This is a genomic window from Spirosoma flavum (genome assembly GCF_042686045.1).
Taxonomy (GTDB): domain Bacteria; phylum Bacteroidota; class Bacteroidia; order Cytophagales; family Spirosomataceae; genus Spirosoma; species Spirosoma flavum.
This window is the reverse complement of sequence record NZ_JBHUOM010000048.1, coordinates 212,311-231,255: the sequence shown is the minus strand read 5'-3', so window position 1 is coordinate 231,255 and position 18,945 is coordinate 212,311. Positions and strand designations below refer to the sequence as shown.

The 18,945-nt window shown below is 46.1% G+C and carries 14 protein-coding genes; 7 read left to right on the top strand and 7 right to left on the bottom strand.

All coding sequences use genetic code 11. From position 1 onward, the window contains the following. Window positions 1–142: 142 nt before the first annotated feature. Together ACFS25_RS30025 and ACFS25_RS30020 are read right to left on the bottom strand one after the other, a co-directional pair. On the bottom strand, window positions 143–739 hold the full coding sequence (locus ACFS25_RS30025) for a 3-keto-disaccharide hydrolase (RefSeq protein ID WP_381508642.1): 597 nt from the start codon (window positions 737–739) through the stop codon (window positions 143–145). Between the two features lie 60 nt (window positions 740–799). Further along, entirely contained in the window at window positions 800–1,921 is a 1,122-nt protein-coding gene (locus ACFS25_RS30020; protein WP_381508640.1) for a lactonase family protein, read from the bottom strand. A 260-nt stretch (window positions 1,922–2,181) separates the two neighbouring features. Here ACFS25_RS30020 and ACFS25_RS30015 point away from each other — a divergent pair, with 260 nt between their 5' ends. Continuing rightward, entirely contained in the window at window positions 2,182–3,066 is an 885-nt protein-coding gene (locus ACFS25_RS30015) for an OmpA/MotB family protein (protein WP_381508638.1), read from the top strand. A 211-nt stretch (window positions 3,067–3,277) separates the two neighbouring features. Here ACFS25_RS30015 and ACFS25_RS30010 read toward each other — a convergent pair whose 3' ends face one another. Then, window positions 3,278–4,054 carry a lipoprotein signal peptidase gene (locus ACFS25_RS30010; protein WP_381508636.1) on the bottom strand — a complete coding sequence of 259 codons (777 nt, stop codon included), beginning with the start codon at window positions 4,052–4,054 and terminating at the stop codon, window positions 3,278–3,280. 63 nt (window positions 4,055–4,117) lie between these two features. Beyond that, a complete protein-coding gene (locus ACFS25_RS30005) occupies window positions 4,118–5,323 on the bottom strand; it encodes a proline dehydrogenase family protein (protein WP_381508957.1) in 1,206 nt (401 codons plus the stop codon). A 273-nt stretch (window positions 5,324–5,596) separates the two neighbouring features. On the opposite strand from ACFS25_RS30005, the gene ACFS25_RS30000 reads away from it, so the two are divergent. Further along, window positions 5,597–6,700: a chorismate mutase gene (locus ACFS25_RS30000; protein ID WP_381508635.1), complete on the top strand. Its 1,104-nt coding sequence runs from the start codon at window positions 5,597–5,599 to the stop codon at window positions 6,698–6,700. A gap of 67 nt (window positions 6,701–6,767) precedes the next feature. Here ACFS25_RS30000 and ACFS25_RS29995 read toward each other — a convergent pair whose 3' ends face one another. Beyond that, entirely contained in the window at window positions 6,768–7,730 is a 963-nt protein-coding gene (locus tag ACFS25_RS29995; RefSeq protein WP_381508633.1) for a DUF4249 domain-containing protein, read from the bottom strand. A gap of 11 nt (window positions 7,731–7,741) precedes the next feature. Continuing rightward, window positions 7,742–10,159, bottom strand: coding sequence for a TonB-dependent receptor (locus ACFS25_RS29990; protein WP_381508631.1), 2,418 nt, complete (start codon window positions 10,157–10,159; stop codon window positions 7,742–7,744). Window positions 10,160–10,372: 213 nt separating this feature from the next. Between ACFS25_RS29990 and ACFS25_RS29985 the strand changes: the two genes are divergently transcribed. After that, a complete protein-coding gene (locus tag ACFS25_RS29985) occupies window positions 10,373–11,713 on the top strand; it encodes an NAD(P)/FAD-dependent oxidoreductase (RefSeq protein WP_381508630.1) in 1,341 nt (446 codons plus the stop codon). Between the two features lie 19 nt (window positions 11,714–11,732). Here ACFS25_RS29985 and ACFS25_RS29980 read toward each other — a convergent pair whose 3' ends face one another. Then, window positions 11,733–12,587 (bottom strand): hypothetical protein, encoded by an 855-nt coding sequence (locus tag ACFS25_RS29980; RefSeq protein ID WP_381508628.1) that lies wholly within the window; start codon window positions 12,585–12,587, stop codon window positions 11,733–11,735. A gap of 520 nt (window positions 12,588–13,107) precedes the next feature. On the opposite strand from ACFS25_RS29980, the gene ACFS25_RS29975 reads away from it, so the two are divergent. The 4 genes from ACFS25_RS29975 (at window position 13,108) to ACFS25_RS29960 (ending at window position 18,880) form a co-directional block, all read left to right on the top strand. Then, window positions 13,108–15,276 (top strand): S46 family peptidase, encoded by a 2,169-nt coding sequence (locus ACFS25_RS29975; RefSeq protein WP_381508626.1) that lies wholly within the window; start codon window positions 13,108–13,110, stop codon window positions 15,274–15,276. 95 nt (window positions 15,277–15,371) lie between these two features. Further along, a complete protein-coding gene (locus ACFS25_RS29970; protein ID WP_381508624.1) occupies window positions 15,372–15,893 on the top strand; it encodes a DinB family protein in 522 nt (173 codons plus the stop codon). 7 nt (window positions 15,894–15,900) lie between these two features. Continuing rightward, window positions 15,901–18,111, top strand: coding sequence for a S9 family peptidase (locus ACFS25_RS29965; RefSeq protein WP_381508623.1), 2,211 nt, complete (start codon window positions 15,901–15,903; stop codon window positions 18,109–18,111). A 109-nt stretch (window positions 18,112–18,220) separates the two neighbouring features. Then, on the top strand, window positions 18,221–18,880 hold the full coding sequence (locus ACFS25_RS29960) for a hypothetical protein (RefSeq protein WP_381508621.1): 660 nt from the start codon (window positions 18,221–18,223) through the stop codon (window positions 18,878–18,880). The last annotated feature ends 65 nt before the right edge of the window (window positions 18,881–18,945 follow it).

Genomic DNA, 18,945 nt, shown 5'->3' with positions numbered 1-18,945 from the left:
AGAGGGTCAGAAGAAAGAAAAGGCCTCAATCATTGGTCGTCAACCGACGATGTTCACACGATGTCGTATGTTGAGGTAAACTAGTATAGGTAGTAGAAAACTAAAGGCCATAACTCAATAGTATGGCCTTTAGTTTTTAGTCTTATAATTCCTGCAATTTGAAATTCTTCCAGCGGACCTTGATACCGCCACCGTCGTGAATTTGTAGGGCTATTCCACCTTCACCCTTACCAATCTTTTCGTCGTGAAGGTCTACCATTTCAGTACCGTTTAGGTAAGTCTGAACATGATCGCCCTCAACCCGAATGCGGAGCGTGTTCCATTGCTCGGGCTTTAGAATAGTTTCTTTTTCGTCAGGAATCTGTACGAGCCAATTCCGGCCATAGGATTCATAAATGCCGCCCGTATCGTGGTTTGGCGGAGCTACTTCCACCTGCCAGCCACTAACTTTAGTGCCTTCGACAGTAGACCGAAAAAAAACACCACTATTCCCGTTGGCCTCCTGTTTGAATTCCAGCGACAGGTCGAAATTTTTGTAGAACTTCTCGGTTGATAAATAGCCATACTTTTTGTCAGGGCCGCTTTCGCAAATGAGTTCGCCTTTTTCGACGTACCATTTTTCGGTACCATAAATCTTCCAGCCAGTCAGATCTTTACCATTAAACAGTTTGATCGTTTTGGTAGGAGCAGTGAACGCCAGTATGCTTAGCATAAGGCCAATGGCAATGCAGTATTTCATTGAGCAGGGTATTCTAAAGGGTTAATAAGCCGGGAAATTAGTGCATTTATATAAAAAATGCTACCGGTTTGCCATGATTACGCATACGGCGGCAGGTACCTTTACTGATTGACCAGTGAAAGTCAGTTTTCCCGTTTTCTGATCGCGTTTAAAAATAGTGATATTGTCCGAATCCTGGTGAGCCACGAATATGAAATCGCCTTTTGGATCAATCAGGAAGTTACGGGGCGTTTTACCTTCCGTGGGTTGGTCGCCAACTTTTGTTAGTTTACCATCACTGCCTATAGCGAAAATAGCCAACGTGTTAGCCCCCCGATTGGATTGGTATAAAAACTTGCCCGATGGGTCAATGTGGATGTCGGCACTTGTATTCTGACCCGTAAAACCATCGGACAACGTTTTAACATTATCCTCAATCATGGTTAAGGCGCCTGTTTTGGCATTACGGGATAATACGGCTACCGTTGATGTAAGCTCCTCTACCAGATAAGCATATTTCCCGTTAGGATGAAATGTAAAATGGCGTGGTCCAGAACCGGGTTTTACAGCTATATATGGCGTTGAGGCCGGTTTTACTGTACTTGTTTTAGCGTTTACATCGAAGATATTGAGCTTGTCGGTGGTTAGATCAGCTACGTAAACAAACCGGTTGTCGGGAGCAAGTGTTGCCGAATGAACATGGGGTTTGTCCTGACGTTGGGTATTGGGGCCAGTGCCAGCGTCCTGGACGCTATCCGACGGTGCGCTTAAGGAACCATCGGTATTGATCGGCAATACGGCCAAACTTCCACCACCGTAGTTAGCCACGAAGGCCGTTTTTCCTGTTTGATCGATGCTTATATAACAAGGACCACCTCCAAGTGATGACTGACCATTCATGAATTGTAGCTTACCCGTTGCCTTGTCAATGGCATAAGAGCTGACACCCCCAAGTTTATCGGCTCCTTCATTAACAGAATACAGATATTTACCCGTTGGGTGAATAGCCAGAAACGAGGGGCTTTTGGCATTTGAGACAGACTGAATCGGTTGCATTGTGCCGGTTTTTCGGTCGAATTCAAATACATAGATGCCTTCACTACCCCTAATGGAATATGTGCCGACATACATAATTTCTTTGCCTGATTGGGCTTGTGCCGTCAGGCTTATACCGAGTAAAAGACAAGTTAACAGCTTGTTCATAAATACACTGATGAGACTACTCAATAAGCATATAGTCAACGTAAACTACCGATGCCGTTAATACTGGATTGTCGGTCGAATTCGTATTTTTTTCTGATTTTACTAATCGCTGCAAGGAAATTATATAATTAGAATTCTTTTACATGAAGAATACTGTAAAAACGATTGACCAGAATGCGTTACTTTTGCATAACGATTAGCGCCGTTCATTCTCAGCATTTATCGTGTAAACCTAACTTTTCGTTAATACCTACAATACCATGAAACGAGTATTAATTATTTTTACAGCCGTAGCAATGTTAGCTTCCTGTAACAGCAAGAAGCGTCTGGCTGAAATCAAAACATTACAGGATGCCCGCGATAAGGCTGTTTCTTCGCTGAATGACTGCGATCAACGCACCGCTGACCTTCGTTCGCAATTATCGGCGAAAGATACCGACATACAAACTAAAGACAAGCAAGTAGGTGATTTGCAATCCCAGATTGATTATCTCAAAAAGACAAATACTAACCTCCTCGACCGGATGTCGGATCTGTCTATTGTGAGCAAGTCAGGTGCTGAGAGTATCAAGAAATCACTCGAAACGTTAAACGAGCAAACCAAATACACGAACAACCTTAATGCGTCTATCCAGCGGAAGGATTCGCTGAATCTGGCATTGGTGATGAGCCTGAAACGGTCACTGGACGACATAAACGATCAGGATGTTCAGGTTGAAGTGAAAAAAGGTGTAGTTTATGTATCGCTTTCGGACAAACTTCTATTCAAATCAGGTAGCTACGAAGTATTACCAGCCGCCGAAATTGTTCTGGGTAAAGTAGCCAAGGTTGTTAATGACCACAAAGATCTCGATATTTTAGTTGAAGGTCACACCGATGCTGTACCTATAACAACGAGCGCCATCAAAGACAACTGGGACCTAAGTGCGTTACGGGCAACATCGGTTGTACGGACATTACAAGGTAAATTTAGTGTAGCTCCAGAACGGATGACCGCTGGTGGCCGGTCAGAATTCAGTCCGAAGGATGATAATACAACGTCTGTTGGTCGTCAGCAAAACCGCCGTACAGAAATTATTATTACGCCGAAACTTGATCAATTCTTCAATTTAATGTCGAGTGGTCAGGCTGGTGGAAGCAAGTAACGATAAAAAATCACGATTAATAGAAAGATTACTAAGCCAAAAATGCCCGAATCTGAATAAGATTCGGGCATTTTTGGCTTAGTATAACTATATATGATGGACAAGTAATTAACTGGTCGTCGGTCAAGTGATACAGCCTGTTTTCTTACTATCGTGAGTTTGAGATTAACTTGATCGTGTAGACGTGTAATACACAGATACAGCTTACCCTCTATTCAACACGTTTTGACTCGTCGGGCAATACAGATTCAGGAGTGGGGTGTTGATTATCCTCAGCTGCTGTTTCCGCTTCCTTAGTATGGTCAGTATGTGACTCGTCAGCCTCGTCAATAAAGTCAGCAGCGGGCAATACAGATGCTTCGGTTGCATCTGGTCCTGTGATGGGCAAGAGACTACCTTCAACGGGCGGTTCGCCAAAGAACCTGCGTTGGAAAAATAGTATTGAACAAACACCGATAAATATGCAGGAGTCGGCAATGTTGAAAATAGGCGTTGAATAATACTGACCACCCCAAACGGGTACCCACTCGGGAATAAAGCCCTCCCAAATGTCCACAAAAACCATATCAATCACCTGCCCATGAAACCAGGGAGTAGGCGAGCCATACGGGGCATTATTCAAAAATACGCCGTAAAACGAACTATCTATAACGTTGCCAACAGCACCCGCCAGAATCATAGCCATTGCCCAAAGTAATCCATTTGGAGCACCCCGATGGGCCAGCATTACTAAATAGTAGCCAATCCCGACCATGGCAAAAAGCCGGAAAATACTTAACAAGAGCTTTCCATATTCGTGACCTAATTGCATACCAAATGCCATACCGGGATTTAGCACATAATGGAGTTTGAGCCAATCACCAGCGAGTTTGACTTGGCCTGCAAAGCCGGGTGCCATGTAAAAATGTACGGCTAGCTTTACGCTCTGATCAAGTATAATCAGCAGCAGTGTCAGCAGAAAAAACTTGTAGGGGCTTTTCTGAATCATATTAAAAAAATACAGCAAAGTACTGGCCAATCGGCCGGAGCCCTGCTGTGCCTGAATACTCTTTTATTGACAGCCTTTACGGCGTTTTAATTCATTGCTAATCAGCCTAAACTCCCGGCTACTCTGCCCCGCAATGGACTTGTTCTCGTCGGCCCGGCGAAATAAATAAGGCATAACTGCTTCAACAGGCCCATAGGGAACATATTTAGCCACGTTATAGCCAGCGTTAGCGAGATTGTAGGAAATGTTGTCGCTCATGCCCAACAATTGCGCGAAATAAATATGCAAGTCCTGGGGTGCGATATTCATATCTTTCATGTGCTGCACACAGTACTGGCAACTCTCTTCATTATGGGTTCCGAGACAAACCGAAATGATATCACGGTTCGCTAAACAGAAGTCAATCGCTTCGTTAAAGGCAAGATCAGTTTCTTCTTTAGTAGGCTGGATGGGATCTTGATACTCTTCTTCGTGCGCCCGAAGACGTTCTTTTTCTAAATAAGCACCACGAACTAACTTAACGCCAAGATAGTAGCCTTTGGCCTGAGCTTCAGCAGTATCGCGCCGGAGGTGAGCCATACTTTCCCAGCGGTACATCTGGTAGGTATTATAGACAACTGGTCGCTCGTGGTTATAGCGGCTCATCATCTCGTAGGCCAGCGTGTCAATAGTGTCCTGAATCCAGCTTTCTTCGGCGTCGATAAAAACACGCACGTTACGTTCGTAGGCCCGACAACAAAGGGTATCAACCCGCTTCATAACACGGTCAAATTCAGATTTTTGCTCCTTATTTAGTGAGTCGCCAATCTGAATCGCTTCCAAAAGATCCGTAGAAGCAATTCCAGTTACTTTAAAGACAGAGAAAGGAATATCGCTGGATTCGCTGGCTCGCTCTATGGTGCGAAGAATTTCGAGTGTCGTCTCATCGAAACTTTTTTCAGTTTCCTCTCCTTCAATAGAATAGTCGAGGATAGTGCCAACATGGGCATTGTGCAAATGCTGGATGGTTTTTTCGGAGTCCTGAATACTCTCACCCCCGCAAAATTGCTCGAAAATTGTGTTTTTGATAAGGAATTTGATGGGGAGACGCAAGCGTAGGGCGATCTTTATAAAAAAAGTCCCTAAATTTACCAACCATCCTTGATTCATCGACGCAAACAACCAGTAGGTCTTTCGGAGTTTGAAGTCCGATTGGGACGAAAAAGCAATCGAAGTGTCCTCAAATGAAAGGGATTTTACGCTTGTAAGGTCTTGGACAGTCTCCGGCATTAGATTACTTCGGTTCGACATATCAGTGCTCCGTTTGGGCATTGCTACTTGCATAGCTTAAGTGCGTGTCGGTTAACACGACCGAAATATATAACGAAATTTCGGTCAAACGGTTAAACGCCGACGCGGCTTGTTTTGACAAACTAAAAACGGTTATAGACAAATTAAGGAACCGGCTTGAAAAACAGCCAATTCCCTGACAAATATACCATAAAATTAAATTGAAAGTTCCCCATAGAGTATATGGTGTTACTCTTAGATTAAGCGTTTAGTATGAAAGTAGAATTAGCCGTAGAGCCGCTGGGATCGTGGATTGAGACCAACGGCAAACCTCTGATCATTGCGGGTCCATGCAGTGCTGAGACCGAAGATCAGTTAGTTGAAACCGCTCGCCAGCTGAAAGCGTTGGGAGCCGTTCATGCCATTCGCGCAGGCGTCTGGAAGCCTCGCACCCGGCCGGGTAGCTTTGAAGGGATGGGCGAAGCCGCTCTACCCTGGATTCAGCGAGCCAAAGCCGAAACGGGGCTACCTTTTGCGGTTGAGGTCGCTACGCCCGAGCATATCGAACTAGCGCTGAAATATGGCGTCGATATTCTGTGGATAGGTGCCCGTACAACCGTTAATCCCTTTAACGTGCAGGAAATCGCCGACGCTCTGCGTGGAGTCGATGTACCTGTGTTGGTGAAAAATCCGGTAAATCCTGATTTGGCCCTTTGGGTAGGTGCTTTTGAACGTATCGCCGGAGCCGGTATCAAAAAACTGGGGGCTATTCACCGGGGATTTGCAACGGGTGAAGCCAGTAAATACCGCAACATACCAATGTGGCAAATGGCTATTGAGTTGAAGTCAATCTTCCCTCAGCTGCCAATCATTGGCGATCCGAGCCATATGGCGGGGAAACGGGCCTATCTAAACGAACTAGCGCAGATGGCATTAGACCTCAACTACGACGGTCTGATTGTCGAATCGCATATTGATCCAGACAAAGCGTGGAGTGATGCTGCTCAACAGTTGACACCAGCGGCTTTCGGCGAAATGCTCGATCATTTGCAAATTCGGCAGGTTGAGTCGCAAAATCTGGAATTTCAGAGTTTTATGGAGCAATCGCGTCGCAACATTGATAATGTAGACCGGCAGATTGTTGAAATGCTTGGTGCTCGGATGGCCCTTGTTGAGCGTCTGGCAGAATACAAACGCGACAACAATGTAACCCTGTTTCAGCCTGACCGCTGGAAAGAAATTCTGAAAACGCGCACCGAGTTAGGGAAAAAGCTGAACTTATACCCTGAGTTAGTGGAGGAAATCTATAAGATTATCCACATGGAGTCGATTCGGAAGCAAACGGAGATTATCAATAGTACCGCCCAAAGCGTATAGAACCCGATCTAAATAATAGGTTAGTAAACTAAAGCAGCCCCGATTTTCAGCGAAAATCGGGGCTGCTTTAGTTTAACGTCAACGTTATGGCCGAGTTGTTATACCCAGCAAAACAGCCCAGCCCACCGTTAATATTGCTCGGAATTAAAACAGGTTCGGCAAAGGGATTATTGCGCACCCGTCTTTGTCGTATTACCGCTCCCTGAAACTGATAAAAAGTCTGATCAACGCTCATTAAGTTGACTATAACACTGGCGGTCTTGTATTGACTATAAAAATTCGTCAGCTGGTCATTGGTTAAGGAGGACGATGTCATGTAAGCCCGGCCGGAAATCATTGTCGTGCCATCTACGCCAGCATCGGAAAATAACCCTCGGTTATCATCATCGAAGGATAATGGAAACGTGCCGAATTGCGCAACCTGACAGGTTGTGCACTGAGTTGTGTACCGAAAATAGCCCGCAACCTGATAATAATTAGGCTGTCCGGCGGGGTCCTGCCAACGGGTCAGAACGTAATAACGGCGGGACTGAAAGCGACCTCGGTTTTCCGTTAGGGAGTCGAACGTTATCGTTGTTGGAGAAACTGGGCCTGGTATGGTGCATGTGCTACTCGCCCGCTGGCCGTTGGCTGTTACTACATTAAGTGTATAGGTGTGACCCACTATAATAGGTAACAACCGAGCATTGGCACTATAGTAATGCTGGGCCACCGAATCGGTGGAGGAGTAACTACTGTTATAAAGTAACGTAACGGACCGGCTTCCTTCCGAGAGCGTGACGGTAGCATCGGTAATGTTATTGCCCATCTGCAATAAACTAAGACTATCACCGACTACTGTGTTCGAGCGAGTCACTTTCACCGCCAGTATAGTATCCTGTGGCGATAAATAACCACTGACCACTAGTTTAGGTGATGCTAGTCCCAATTGGCTGGGGTCAACTTCATTCCGTAAACTACTGCAATTGCCAAGTAGGATTATGGCTGTCAGGCAGGCAATTAAGGAGCAAATGCCGGAATAAATTCGCATAGTTGACTGCATCAGAATTTGAAGTTATAGCTAACGGCTGGTACAACTGGAAAAACTGAGTAGCGAAATAGAGCCGTTCGAGTAGGAGTAGTAGAGGTTGCCGCAACCGATTCGAGTCGGTAGAAAAACGGATTTCGACGGTTGTAGAGATTATAAACGCTAATTTCCCAGGTTCGTTCGTGATGTTTTTTTTGCTTATGAAACTGAATGCTAACATCGAATCGATGATAAGCTTCGGCACGGAAACTGTTCTTCTGCGTTCCGTAATCATCAGCAGTGCGAACATTTTGGAAAAACGACTGGACAATTCCGGGGGTGCCACCATAAACTAAGGCATTACTTGGCCGGTATGTTTCGTAGCGACCAACCGGAACCGTTAGCGCGTTGCCAGTACCATAAACCCAAACTGCCGATAGCGTAACACGCTTATTCAAATCATAAATACCGACTAAGGAAACGTCGTGTCGCCGGTCGTAGCGTGGATAATAGGGTTTGCCACCGTTGAGTTCGGCAAACTGCCACTGTGTCCAGGAGAGTGTATAGCCTGCCCATCCCGAAAACCTGCCGACTTTTTTCTGCAACAAGAACTCTGCGCCGTAAGACCATCCCCGGCCCGCTGTTACATTGTCTTCCCAACGAACGCTGTTTGCCGACGTTGGGTCATTGATAAGCAAAAAGCTAGCTCCCTCCTTGTAGTTGATGATATTACTCATCGATTTGTAGTAACCTTCCACAGTTAGGGTCAGCCCGTTGGTAAAACTGCCCCCGGTCGTAAAATCCTTGGCCATACCAATAGCTACCTGTTGCGATTGCTGCGGCTTAACGCGGTCAGTCGTGGGTACCCACAAGTCGGTAGGTAGACCAATGCCCGTGTTCGATAATAAATGAACATACTGGTTCATTAACGCATACGATGCCTTGATCGACAAATCAGGTTTTAGGATATAGGCTGCCGATAATCGGGGTTCGGGTCGGACATAGGCTACATCTTTCTGTTGGAAATAACTTAATCGCAGTCCCCCATTCACCCGCCACCGACTGGACGGACGCCACGTATCTTCAGCATAAATGCCTGATTCCAACACGTCGATGTTGTTTACGTTATTAATGGACTGATTGATACTGGCATTTTGTAGAACCACGGCACTGGGTGTGAAGCGATGATACGTACTCTGAATCCCCATCCGCACCGAATGTTGGGGATTCGGGTAAAAATCCAGATCGTATTTCAGCGAGAAATCCCGAATGCCCGAATTATAGTAAAGTGAATACGTTTCAGCATCCTGTGTACTCTTTTCAACCGATGAAATCTGAAATTTATAGTCGCTGAAAATTAGAGACAGATTTGAAAATAACTTTTGATTGAACAGGTGATTCCATCGGAGGGTACCCGTAGCATTGCCCCAACTCAGCCCCGTGTCCGTGTCGGCAGTTTTATCGTTGGCATAGAATCGGTCTCGGCCAAAATAACCGCTTAGATATACTTTATTTTTCGGCCCAAAATCGTAATTGGCTTTGGCATTGAGGTCGTAGAAGTAGTAACCTGCGGTCAGTGAACCGCCCGACTGCGCCCGAATGAGTGGTGCGGCCAGAATGTCTAAGTACGTTCGGCGGCCCGAAATGAGAAATGACCCTTTTTTGTTTTTCGTTAGCGGGCCTTCCAGCACTAGCCGGGAGGCAATCAGGCCAATACCACCTTCGCCATGTAGTTTCTCGCGGTTGCCATCTTTCATATTTAAATCGATAACCGACGAAAGACGACCGCCATACCGTGCTGGAAAACCACCTTTTATCAACTCAACGCTTTTGATAGCGTCGCCATTGAAGACCGAAAAGAATCCGAATAAATGACTTGCGTTATACACGACGGCATCGTCCAGAATAATGAGGTTTTGATCTGGCCCACCCCCCCGAACATAAATACCCGTTTGTCCTTCTGAGCCTTTTTGTACACCCGGCATCAATTGCAGCACTTTCAACACATCTTTTTCGCCAAAAAAAGCTGGTATTTTTTTTATCTGACTGACTGGTATCTCGATTGAACTCATCTGGGCACTTTCGCTGACTTTCTCCGTCAGGCGTCCCGCTTTCACATCTACTTCCGCTAGTGATCGGCCAGGTGTCAGGAATATATTCACCGTTTGATTGGTACGTAGACTAATCGCTTGTCCAGCCATTTCGTACCCTACAAACGAATAAGCTAGCCGTACGCTATCCTGAGCCGGTAGCGTAAGCGAATAGAAACCGTACGTATTGGTTGTTGTACCCGTAGTTGTACCGGGCAGGTAGACATTCACCCCAATTAGTGCTTCCTGACTCCCCGTTTCTCGAATATAACCGCTGATTGTGTAACGTTCAAGACCGTTTTGTGCCCATAAATTGTTGATAAAGAAGAGGCAAAGAAGAATGGTCTGTACATGTATTCGCATAAAGTGGAGGGGCTGACTACAGAAAAGGCAATGTGTCATGTTGTTAGAAAAGCCGCCTGGGTTAGCCGCTCTATTAACATTTGACATGAAACCATATAACGAAACGATGAAGCCAGCCATCAATTGTTCAATTTCGACGTTGAAATCAAACAAAACATCTGACTATAAGGTACTATAACTAGAAAAGACTGTTGTGCTAAACGCCTGACAACTATGCTTCAATTCGATAAACTTTCGCTCAATATACCTGATACAAAGAAGCCCCGCGTCGTGATTATCGGTGGTGGATTTGGTGGAATGAACTTAGCCAAGAGCCTGCGCGATACCGATGTGCAGGTGGTGCTGTTCGACAAACAAAATTACAATGGTTTCTGGCCATTGCTCTATCAGGTAGCCACTGCCGGATTGGAGCCAGATGCCATTGCCGAACCCTTTCGGAAGATGTTCGACGGGTTCAAGGATTTTCATTACCGGATGGTACGGGTGAATAAAGTAGACCCAACATCGAAAACGGTGACGACTATGATCGGCGATTTGCATTACGACTACTTGATTATAGCCAGCGGGTCGAAGTCGAACTTTTTTGGAAACGAGCAGATTCAAAAATATTCGTTTCCGCTTAAAACGATTCCGGAAGCTCTTAATGTCAGGAGCCAATTTTTGCAATGTTTCGAGCAGGCCAGCGTCACTACTGACCCTGCCGAACGCGCGAGTCTACTAACTTTCGTAATTGCCGGAGCTGGACCAACGGGTGTTGAAATGGCTGGGTCGCTGGCCGAAATGCGGAAACATGTGCTGCCCAGCGATTATCCGGGACTGGATTTTAGCCAGATGCAGATTTACATCGTCGAAGGGTTGGGCAAAGTATTACCGCCTATGTCGGACGAGGCTGGGCAGAAAGCTCAACGCTATTTAGAAGACTTGGGTGTCATTATCAAGCTAAATACATTGGTTGAATCCTATGATGGTGAGACGGTCACGTTTAAAGGAGGGGAGCAGATTAGAACACAAACGCTGGTTTGGGGTGCGGGCGTAACAGGTGCAATGATTGATGGTATTCCTGCTGAATCGACCGAGCGTGGCCGAATTCTGGTAGATCCCATCAATAGGGTTCAGGGCCTGACCAATGTATTTGCCATCGGCGATATTGCTTTTATGAAGTTAGAGGACTACCCAAAAGGGCATCCTGGTGTGGCACAACCTGCCATTCAGCAAGGGGTACATTTGGCTAAAAACCTGCGTCGTATGCTGAAAAATGAGCCAACTGAACCTTTTAAATATTTCGAGAAAGGATCATTAGCTATTGTTGGCCGTAGCCGGGCTGTTGCTGATTTACCGGGCAATATTCATCTCGGCGGCTTCATTGCCTGGATGGCCTGGCTATTTGTGCACATCTGGTACCTGGTCGGGTTCCGTAGCAAGTTAGTTGTCTTCAGCAATTGGATGTATCGCCTGTTTACTTACCAGCGCGGCACCCGAATTATTATCCGGCCATTTGTCAGGAAAGATGATAAAGTTGGGCAGGAGATGTTGGCGCAGAACGAAATGAGTTAATCCATATCGAGTCCGCTCACTATCTTATGGGCGGACTTGATGTGAATTGTCGTTTGCCAAGGGGAAAATTGAATCCAAAGAGATACTTGTATTGCAACGAATAGAAATGATGGGTGGCTAACCCTTGATGGTCAGCGCCAAGTTTAGTATTCGTGTAGTCTGCCCAGGCTCCCTGAAGGTCGGTTTGCAAAAAGAAGTACCTGAAAATATCAAGTTTCAAGCCCCCACTTACTGCTGCAACTACCCCGTGATAGCGAAAAGGACCTTCCTGACTATTGCCCAAAATCGTCGAGATGGTATATGAAATCAGCGGACCTGCGCCTACTTTCCCTATAGCACTCAACTGAATATTTTTAGACTGCCAGAGTTTCTGTCGCTTTACCAGATTGATCATTAGGTAATTATTACCGTTCGTGTGTTGTAGATGCACAAAATCGGGTGTCACGAGCGTATCCTTGTCAATCTGATGTCCCCTAATCTGGCCCTGCACATGCATAACCTGATTGTCAGTAACGATATACTTAAGGTGATCCCAGCTTAATTCGATGCCGAGGTCATGCTTATCATTGAAAAAATAGCCTACATTCAAATTATACTGGGGAACCGTTAAGCTAGTTATTTTATAAAAATCCTGTAAGTCGGGCCGGTCATGTGCTTTAGCATTGACAAAGGTAAAGTCATAATTATCGGTGGTTGTATTGCGAAAATGAATGGTGCTTTTCGTATACCAGTCGCGGTTATAGCCCCAGGTAAAGTAAAAACTGCCGGGTAGTTTACCCAATTTTAGTGTCTTATCGGGAAATGACTGCTGAGCATAAGCTGATTGTACTAGGCAACAAAAAAGTAAAGGCACAAGTAAACGTGTCTGCTTCATACTGTACGTGAAGAATGGTAGCATTGAGGTAGAGACTCTAAACGATAAATTAAAGTGTAAAATGGGCTTATGAGTTCCAGACAGTAGCAGTCAATAAAAAAGTGCCTACTTATGAGCAGGCACTTTTTTATCCATCAGCTAAATTACCAACCGGGACGACCATATCCATAGTTGCCACCGTAAGGCCGTGGCGCTGGGCGTGGTGGTGCATAGTGACGATGGCTAGCATAGCCTCTAGGGCGACTATTATAGTAGGTTGGACCACAACTGGTCACTGATATTATGAGCATTAGGGCTACTAAAAATCCAAGCAATTTTGATGTTTTCATGGCTGTAGAATTGAGTTTTTAAGCAATTCATAGGTTAGATTGATTGGGCCAGCAATGGATTAAAGTCACCTATTAAGCTTTAGTTAAAGTTTCCCACTTGCCGTAATCTAATATTCTGCGTTGGGTAGTTACTAAAACGTTTGGGGTAAATTCACCTTTTACTACACAATAACACTGTCTATATTTGTCAAATGCATTGTATAAACCTCCGCTCTTTCCTACTGGTAAGTATATTTCTGCCACTGTTCGCCAGTGCAGTTTTGTCCCAAACGGCACCAGCGTCAACGCTAAACCGTACTGATACAACCAAAGGTGGCCCACTTGATTTAGGCAAAATGTGGACGTTCGACAATCCACCAACAGCCAATTTTCAGAAAACCTATAAGTTTACTGCCGATGAGAAGTGGTTTGACGAAGCTCGACTTGCCTCGCTTAGGTTTGCCGATTATTGTTCAGCCTCGTTCGTATCAGCCAATGGATTGGTAATGACTAATCACCACTGCGCCCGCGAGTCGGGAACGGGTGTAACTCGAAAAGGTGAAGACCTGAACGCCACAGGCTTCTTTGCTAAAACAGCTGCCGACGAGCGCAAAGTAGATGGTTTGTTCGTGGATCAGTTGGTGAAGATTGACGACATCACGAAACGAGTGCAGGATGCCATGAGTAGTGCAGGCTCAGAGCAGACCGCGACGGACGCATCCCGATTGCAGGCCCGCGAACAGGTTTTTGCGTCTGTGAAAAAGGAGTATGAGGCCAAAGCGGGTTGGAAAGGATTGGAATTGCAGACCATTACCTTTTACAATGGAGGTCGCTATGCGCTCTACGGCTTCAAACGCTATACGGATGTACGACTCGTGTTCATGCCTGAATTGCAACTTGGCTTCTTTGGGGGCGACTACGACAACTTTACCTACCCACGCTATGCGCTGGATTGTTCGTTTTTTCGGGTGTATGATGGGGGTAAACCGTTAAAAACAACTCACTTTTTTAAATTCAACGTAAACGGTGTTCATGATGGCGAGCCGATTTTTGTCATTGGAAATCCCGGTCATACCGAGCGGCTCAAAACTGTTGCCGAACTTGAATTTGATCGTGATTTGCAAACGCCCTCCACCATTCAACTCCTGCGTAATCGCTCTGCTGCGTTGCAAGCCTACAATGCAACGGCTAAGAATGACAGCATTCTGAATGAAATTTTCAGCTATGAAAATAGTCTGAAAGCCTATGGAGGCCAGTTAGAGGGTTTGCGTGATGCCAGTTTGTTGGCGCGTAAAACGGTTTTTGAAACGCAGTTTAAAGCGGCTGCAAAAGCCAAGAACCTGCCCGCCGATCAACTTAAAACCTGGGATGATATTGCGGCTAACACGGCTCAGCTACGGGGTCTCTTTAAAGATGCTAATTACCTCGCCCCCAACGAACGCATAATGGGAGAGTTATTGACGTTTGCTAACGTCGCAACTCAATTTAGTGAGTTGCTGGCGTCCCACCCGCAGGATGCTGAACGCGCTCGTTCATTAATGGTGACACCATATGTTAAAAACAGGGCGTTGGAGGAAGCTTACTTAGCCGCTCATCTCGCCGAAGCGCAAATAGCCTTGGGCAACGATGACCCTTACGTAAAAGCAGCGCTTACCGGTGCCGATGGGAAAGCTCGAACACCAAAAGAGACGGCGGCCTATCTCGTAAAAAATACGAAGCTGAACGATCCTGCTTTTATAAGTGAGTTAGCGACGCGTCCGGGGGCTGCTGCCGCATCGAATGATCCAATGCTGGTTTTGGCGCGGATTGGTTATCCACGTTATGTAGCTGCTGCCAGACAGGTCCGCCAGATTTCGCAGACGCAGGAAGTATTACATGGGCAGTTAGGCCGGATGCTTTATGACGTATATGGCACCGCCGTACCACCCGATGCTACGTTTTCGTTGCGTATCAACGATGGCATAGTGCAGTCCTATGACTACAACGGCACCAAGGCACCTATTCTGACGACCTTCGCTGGGTTATATGACCGCAATTATTCATTCGCTGACAAGGCTCCCTGGAATCTGCCCTCCCGCTGGAAAAATCCGCCTATGGAATTACTGAAACAACCCATGTGCTTTATCACCACGAACGATATTATCGGCGGTAATTCGGGTAGTCCGATGATTAATAAAAATCTTGAAGCGGTGGGCTTGGCCTTTGATGGTAACATGGAAAGCTTATCGGGCGAATTTATTTTTGTGCCCGATCTTAATCGAACTATTTCGGTGCATACGGGCGGCATCATCGCTGCAATGCGCTATATATACAAAGCTGATCGGTTGGTGAGTGAACTAACAGGTACTACGGTATCGAAACCCGGATCGGCAAGAAAATAAAGAAATATGGCTGTATCAGCTTCCCAAGCCATGCAAACTCCCCGAAAGTTCAGTACTTTCGGGGAGTTTGCGTTTTGACTATACCCGCCCTGACTATGACCAAATCTGAAATTCCGGTGATGCCGAAGTTTTTTGACCGGTACATTAATCTAGCCGATAACACGTTCATTCTTTCCGCTCTTGAGCAGTCTGCTTCGTTTGAGAGCCTGGTTCCCGCTGAAACACTCGAAGCCCTCGGCGATTTCCGTTATGCGCCCGGCAAATGGACAGTCAAAGACATAGTGCAGCACGTTATTGATAACGAGCGTATTATGGCTTATCGGGCGTTACGTTTCTCTCGTAATGATCAAACCGTATTACCGGGCTATGAGGAAGAGTTGTTTGGCGAATTTGCCAAGGCTACCCGACGAACCATCTCCGATTTGTATGATGAATATGCCGTAGTCAGAAAGTCAAGTATCATGTTGTTCAAAAGTTTTGATGACGAGATGCTGTTGCGAAGTGGCATATGCTTCCAGCAAACTATTTCGGTACTCGCCCTCGGTTTTGTGCTGGTCGGCCATGCCACACATCATGCCAATATTATTAAGGAGCGTTATCTTCCTCTTTTAGTTTAAACACTTTATGAAAGCAAAAATTTTAGTACTAATCGCCATCACGGCGGCACAGACGGTTTGTGCTCAGACTAGGTCCAAGGTCACGGTTACAGACCTAACCCGTATTAAACAGGTTGGTGGCATCGAACTGTCTCCCGATGGGCAACGAGCCGTTTATACACTTAACACCATCGAAGTAAATCCTGATCAGAAGGAAGAGTACGACTATAAAACCCATATTTACTTGACTGGATTAAAACCCGGTGATAGTAAAGCCCTGACACGCGGATCTGAGTCGGCACGTCAGGCGGTCTGGTCACCCGATGGGCAGCGTATCGCGTTCGTGCGGTCGGTGAAAGGAAAAGGTCAGATTTTCATTATGTCGTTAGAGGGTGGAGAAGCCTGGCAATTAACAAACAGCAGTTATGGCGCTTCTTCTCCACTTTGGTCGCCCGATGGGAAGCGAATTGCTTTTACCAGTGGTGTAACGATGGCGCAGATGCTAACCGACTCATTAGTAAATCCAGGTAAAAACGGCCCACTTTGGTCGCTCGAAAAACCGGGTTTTACAACCAACGATTTCGTCAAGATCGATAAGAAAATAAAACCCAATCCTGACGGTTCACTCTCCGAAGTTCGGGCTTATCTGGCTAAAGACGTTGAGGATAAAAAAGCGAAAGTCTTCAACCGGCTAAATTTTCAGGGCGAATCGACCACGGAGCCTGACATGACGTTTACGCACTTATATGTAGTGGACGTAAATGAGGGAGCCACACCGAGAGCCCTAACACGGGGTTTTACATCGTTTCAGGATGGTAACTGGCTCCCAAATGGACAAGGACTTTTGGTCGTAACGGATCGTGATTCGCTTAAACACCCAGATCGTGAACAGGATAACGTAATTGTCTTTATCCCCGCCGATGGCTCTGGCACCCGAAAAGCTATATTGACTGAAGCGGGTAAAAGCTATCGTTCGCCCGAAATCTCACCTGATGGAAAGCAACTGGCATTCTTAGTGTCTCCTTCAGAAGGTGTCAATTTTGCCCAGATTGGTTTGGCAACGCTCACCGGAACAACAGCCTCAGGAATCGAACTCGTCACCTTCGACCGGGCGGCTAGCGGCTTAGCGTGGACAACGGCACCCGCTCCGGCAAAAGGCAAAAAAGCGGCAGCGGGCTATACTATTTACTTTACCGCTTCGGCCAACGGTGGATCGCCCCTTTATCGACTTGACCCCGTAACACGGCAGGTCACGCAACTGACTGAGTTTACAATGGGTGTCACTAACTTCGATGTGGCGGCTAATCGGGTTGTTTTTGCGAAGACCGAAGTAGCGAACCCATCCGAGTTATACCTAACCGATGCAACGGCCAAAACGCAAACGAAACTCAGTAATCACAACGACTGGGTAGCGCAACGACAACTTAGCGTACCCGAAAAACGCACCTACAAAAATTCCCTCGGCCAGACGGTTGATTACTGGATTATGAAGCCTGCCTTCGTTACGGCCAACAAAAAATACCCGCTTCTTCTGAACATGCACGGCGGTCCAACAGCCATGTGGGGACCGGGTGAGCAGTCCATGTGGCACGAATTTCAATATATGTGTTCACAGGGTTACGGCGTTGTTTATGCAAATCCCCGTGGGTCAGGCGGTTATGGCCTAAACTTCCAACGGGCAAATATTAAAGATTGGGGCACCGGCCCAACGGAAGATGTACTGGCCGCGGCTACCGATGCCGCTAAAGAAAGTTGGGTTGATACAAGTCGGCAAGTTATTACGGGCGGTTCTTATGCGGGCTACCTAACCGCCTGGATCGTTGGACATGACAACCGATTTAAGGCTGCTTTCGCGCAACGGGGTGTCTATGATCTTACTACTTTTCTGGGCGAAGGCAATGCCTGGCGGCTTATCCCGAATTATTTTGATTATCCCTGGTCAGCCGATGCTAAAGTTTTGGATGCTAACTCGCCTTATACGTTCGTCCAGAATATCAGAACACCTCTGTTGATTAAACACGGTGAGAATGATCTTCGTACGGGGCCAATTCAAAGTGAGATGATGTACAAAAGCCTGAAAATACTGGGTCGTCCGGTTGAGTACGTCAGGATGCCCGGTGCCACCCATGAGCTAAGCCGTTCGGGTAACGTTCGGCAGCGAATCGACCGGATGTTGCGAATTTATGAGTTCTTTGAGCGGTATGTCGGTACTGATGCACAGTCATTAACGCAAAAATAGGCTACTCAAGCACGTTGATTTATAAAATTACCGGAAACTAAACGAATCGACGCGCCAATGATTAGATTAAGTTAATTTGTCAATAACCAAAACATCTTGACTAAATCTGATGAACAGATATCATCTTTTACTCGGTCTACTTTTCTTCACCGCAACCGCGTTTGGGCAAATCGCTAATGATAATACGCTGAAAGCGCAGATTGATGGAAATGAATTTACGGCGCAACCACGACGAATCAGAATTGGTAATTTCTGGTGGATAACGGCTAATACAATTAAACCCGATAAATCACTCAGAATATGGCTGGGTGCTTACGACAAGCGTGATATTCTTGAAACGGGAACGTATTTAGTCGTTGATGCCGATAAGCCTGATACAAAAGAGAACAGGAAGAAAATTGAGGATTTGACTAAGTATAAAGGTTTTGCTGCGATTAAATACGTGGAGGAAACCAAACAACCTAGGATGGAGTACCATGTCGGTAAATCACAGAATGCCGATGAAACGATAGAAGTGAAAATGGGCGCTGATGGCTTTCTTGAAGCCACCTTCAATGGGTCATTGGTGGGAAGTTACTGGAAAGAAAAAGCAACCGCGACCGTTTTTGGGGGCATGGGACGATTGATAAACAAAATGGAGGACAAAGCCATTACCAAAGCATCTGGCTACGACTCTGACATCGACCCCGAAGGCAACGGCTATAAAAAACAGGGCAAGCAAGACCAGGTGGTAATCTCGAACGGCAAATTCAGGCTAAAAATGAATTAAACCAAATCCCGCAACCAACCTGACAAGCGCATCGTTACGTCTTTGACCTGATAAATATGTTCAGA

Bases quoted from the DNA above. Each gene is read 5' to 3' on its own strand.
- ACFS25_RS30020 (WP_381508640.1), bottom strand. From the start codon at position 1,921: ATGAACAAGCTGTTAACTTGTCTTTTACTCGGTATAAGCCTGACGGCA.
- ACFS25_RS29990 (WP_381508631.1), bottom strand. From the start codon at position 10,159: ATGCGAATACATGTACAGACCATTCTTCTTTGCCTCTTCTTTATCAAC.
- ACFS25_RS29985 (WP_381508630.1), top strand. From the start codon at position 10,373: ATGCTTCAATTCGATAAACTTTCGCTCAATATACCTGATACAAAGAAG.
- ACFS25_RS29965 (WP_381508623.1), top strand. From the start codon at position 15,901: ATGAAAGCAAAAATTTTAGTACTAATCGCCATCACGGCGGCACAGACG.
- ACFS25_RS29960 (WP_381508621.1), top strand. From the start codon at position 18,221: ATGAACAGATATCATCTTTTACTCGGTCTACTTTTCTTCACCGCAACC.
- ACFS25_RS30010 (WP_381508636.1), bottom strand. From the start codon at position 4,054: ATGATTCAGAAAAGCCCCTACAAGTTTTTTCTGCTGACACTGCTGCTG.
- ACFS25_RS30015 (WP_381508638.1), top strand. From the start codon at position 2,182: ATGAAACGAGTATTAATTATTTTTACAGCCGTAGCAATGTTAGCTTCC.
- ACFS25_RS30025 (WP_381508642.1), bottom strand. From the start codon at position 739: ATGAAATACTGCATTGCCATTGGCCTTATGCTAAGCATACTGGCGTTC.
- ACFS25_RS30005 (WP_381508957.1), bottom strand. From the start codon at position 5,323: ATGCCGGAGACTGTCCAAGACCTTACAAGCGTAAAATCCCTTTCATTT.
- ACFS25_RS30000 (WP_381508635.1), top strand. From the start codon at position 5,597: ATGAAAGTAGAATTAGCCGTAGAGCCGCTGGGATCGTGGATTGAGACC.
- ACFS25_RS29975 (WP_381508626.1), top strand. From the start codon at position 13,108: ATGCATTGTATAAACCTCCGCTCTTTCCTACTGGTAAGTATATTTCTG.
- ACFS25_RS29970 (WP_381508624.1), top strand. From the start codon at position 15,372: ATGACCAAATCTGAAATTCCGGTGATGCCGAAGTTTTTTGACCGGTAC.
- ACFS25_RS29995 (WP_381508633.1), bottom strand. From the start codon at position 7,730: ATGCGAATTTATTCCGGCATTTGCTCCTTAATTGCCTGCCTGACAGCC.
- ACFS25_RS29980 (WP_381508628.1), bottom strand. From the start codon at position 12,587: ATGAAGCAGACACGTTTACTTGTGCCTTTACTTTTTTGTTGCCTAGTA.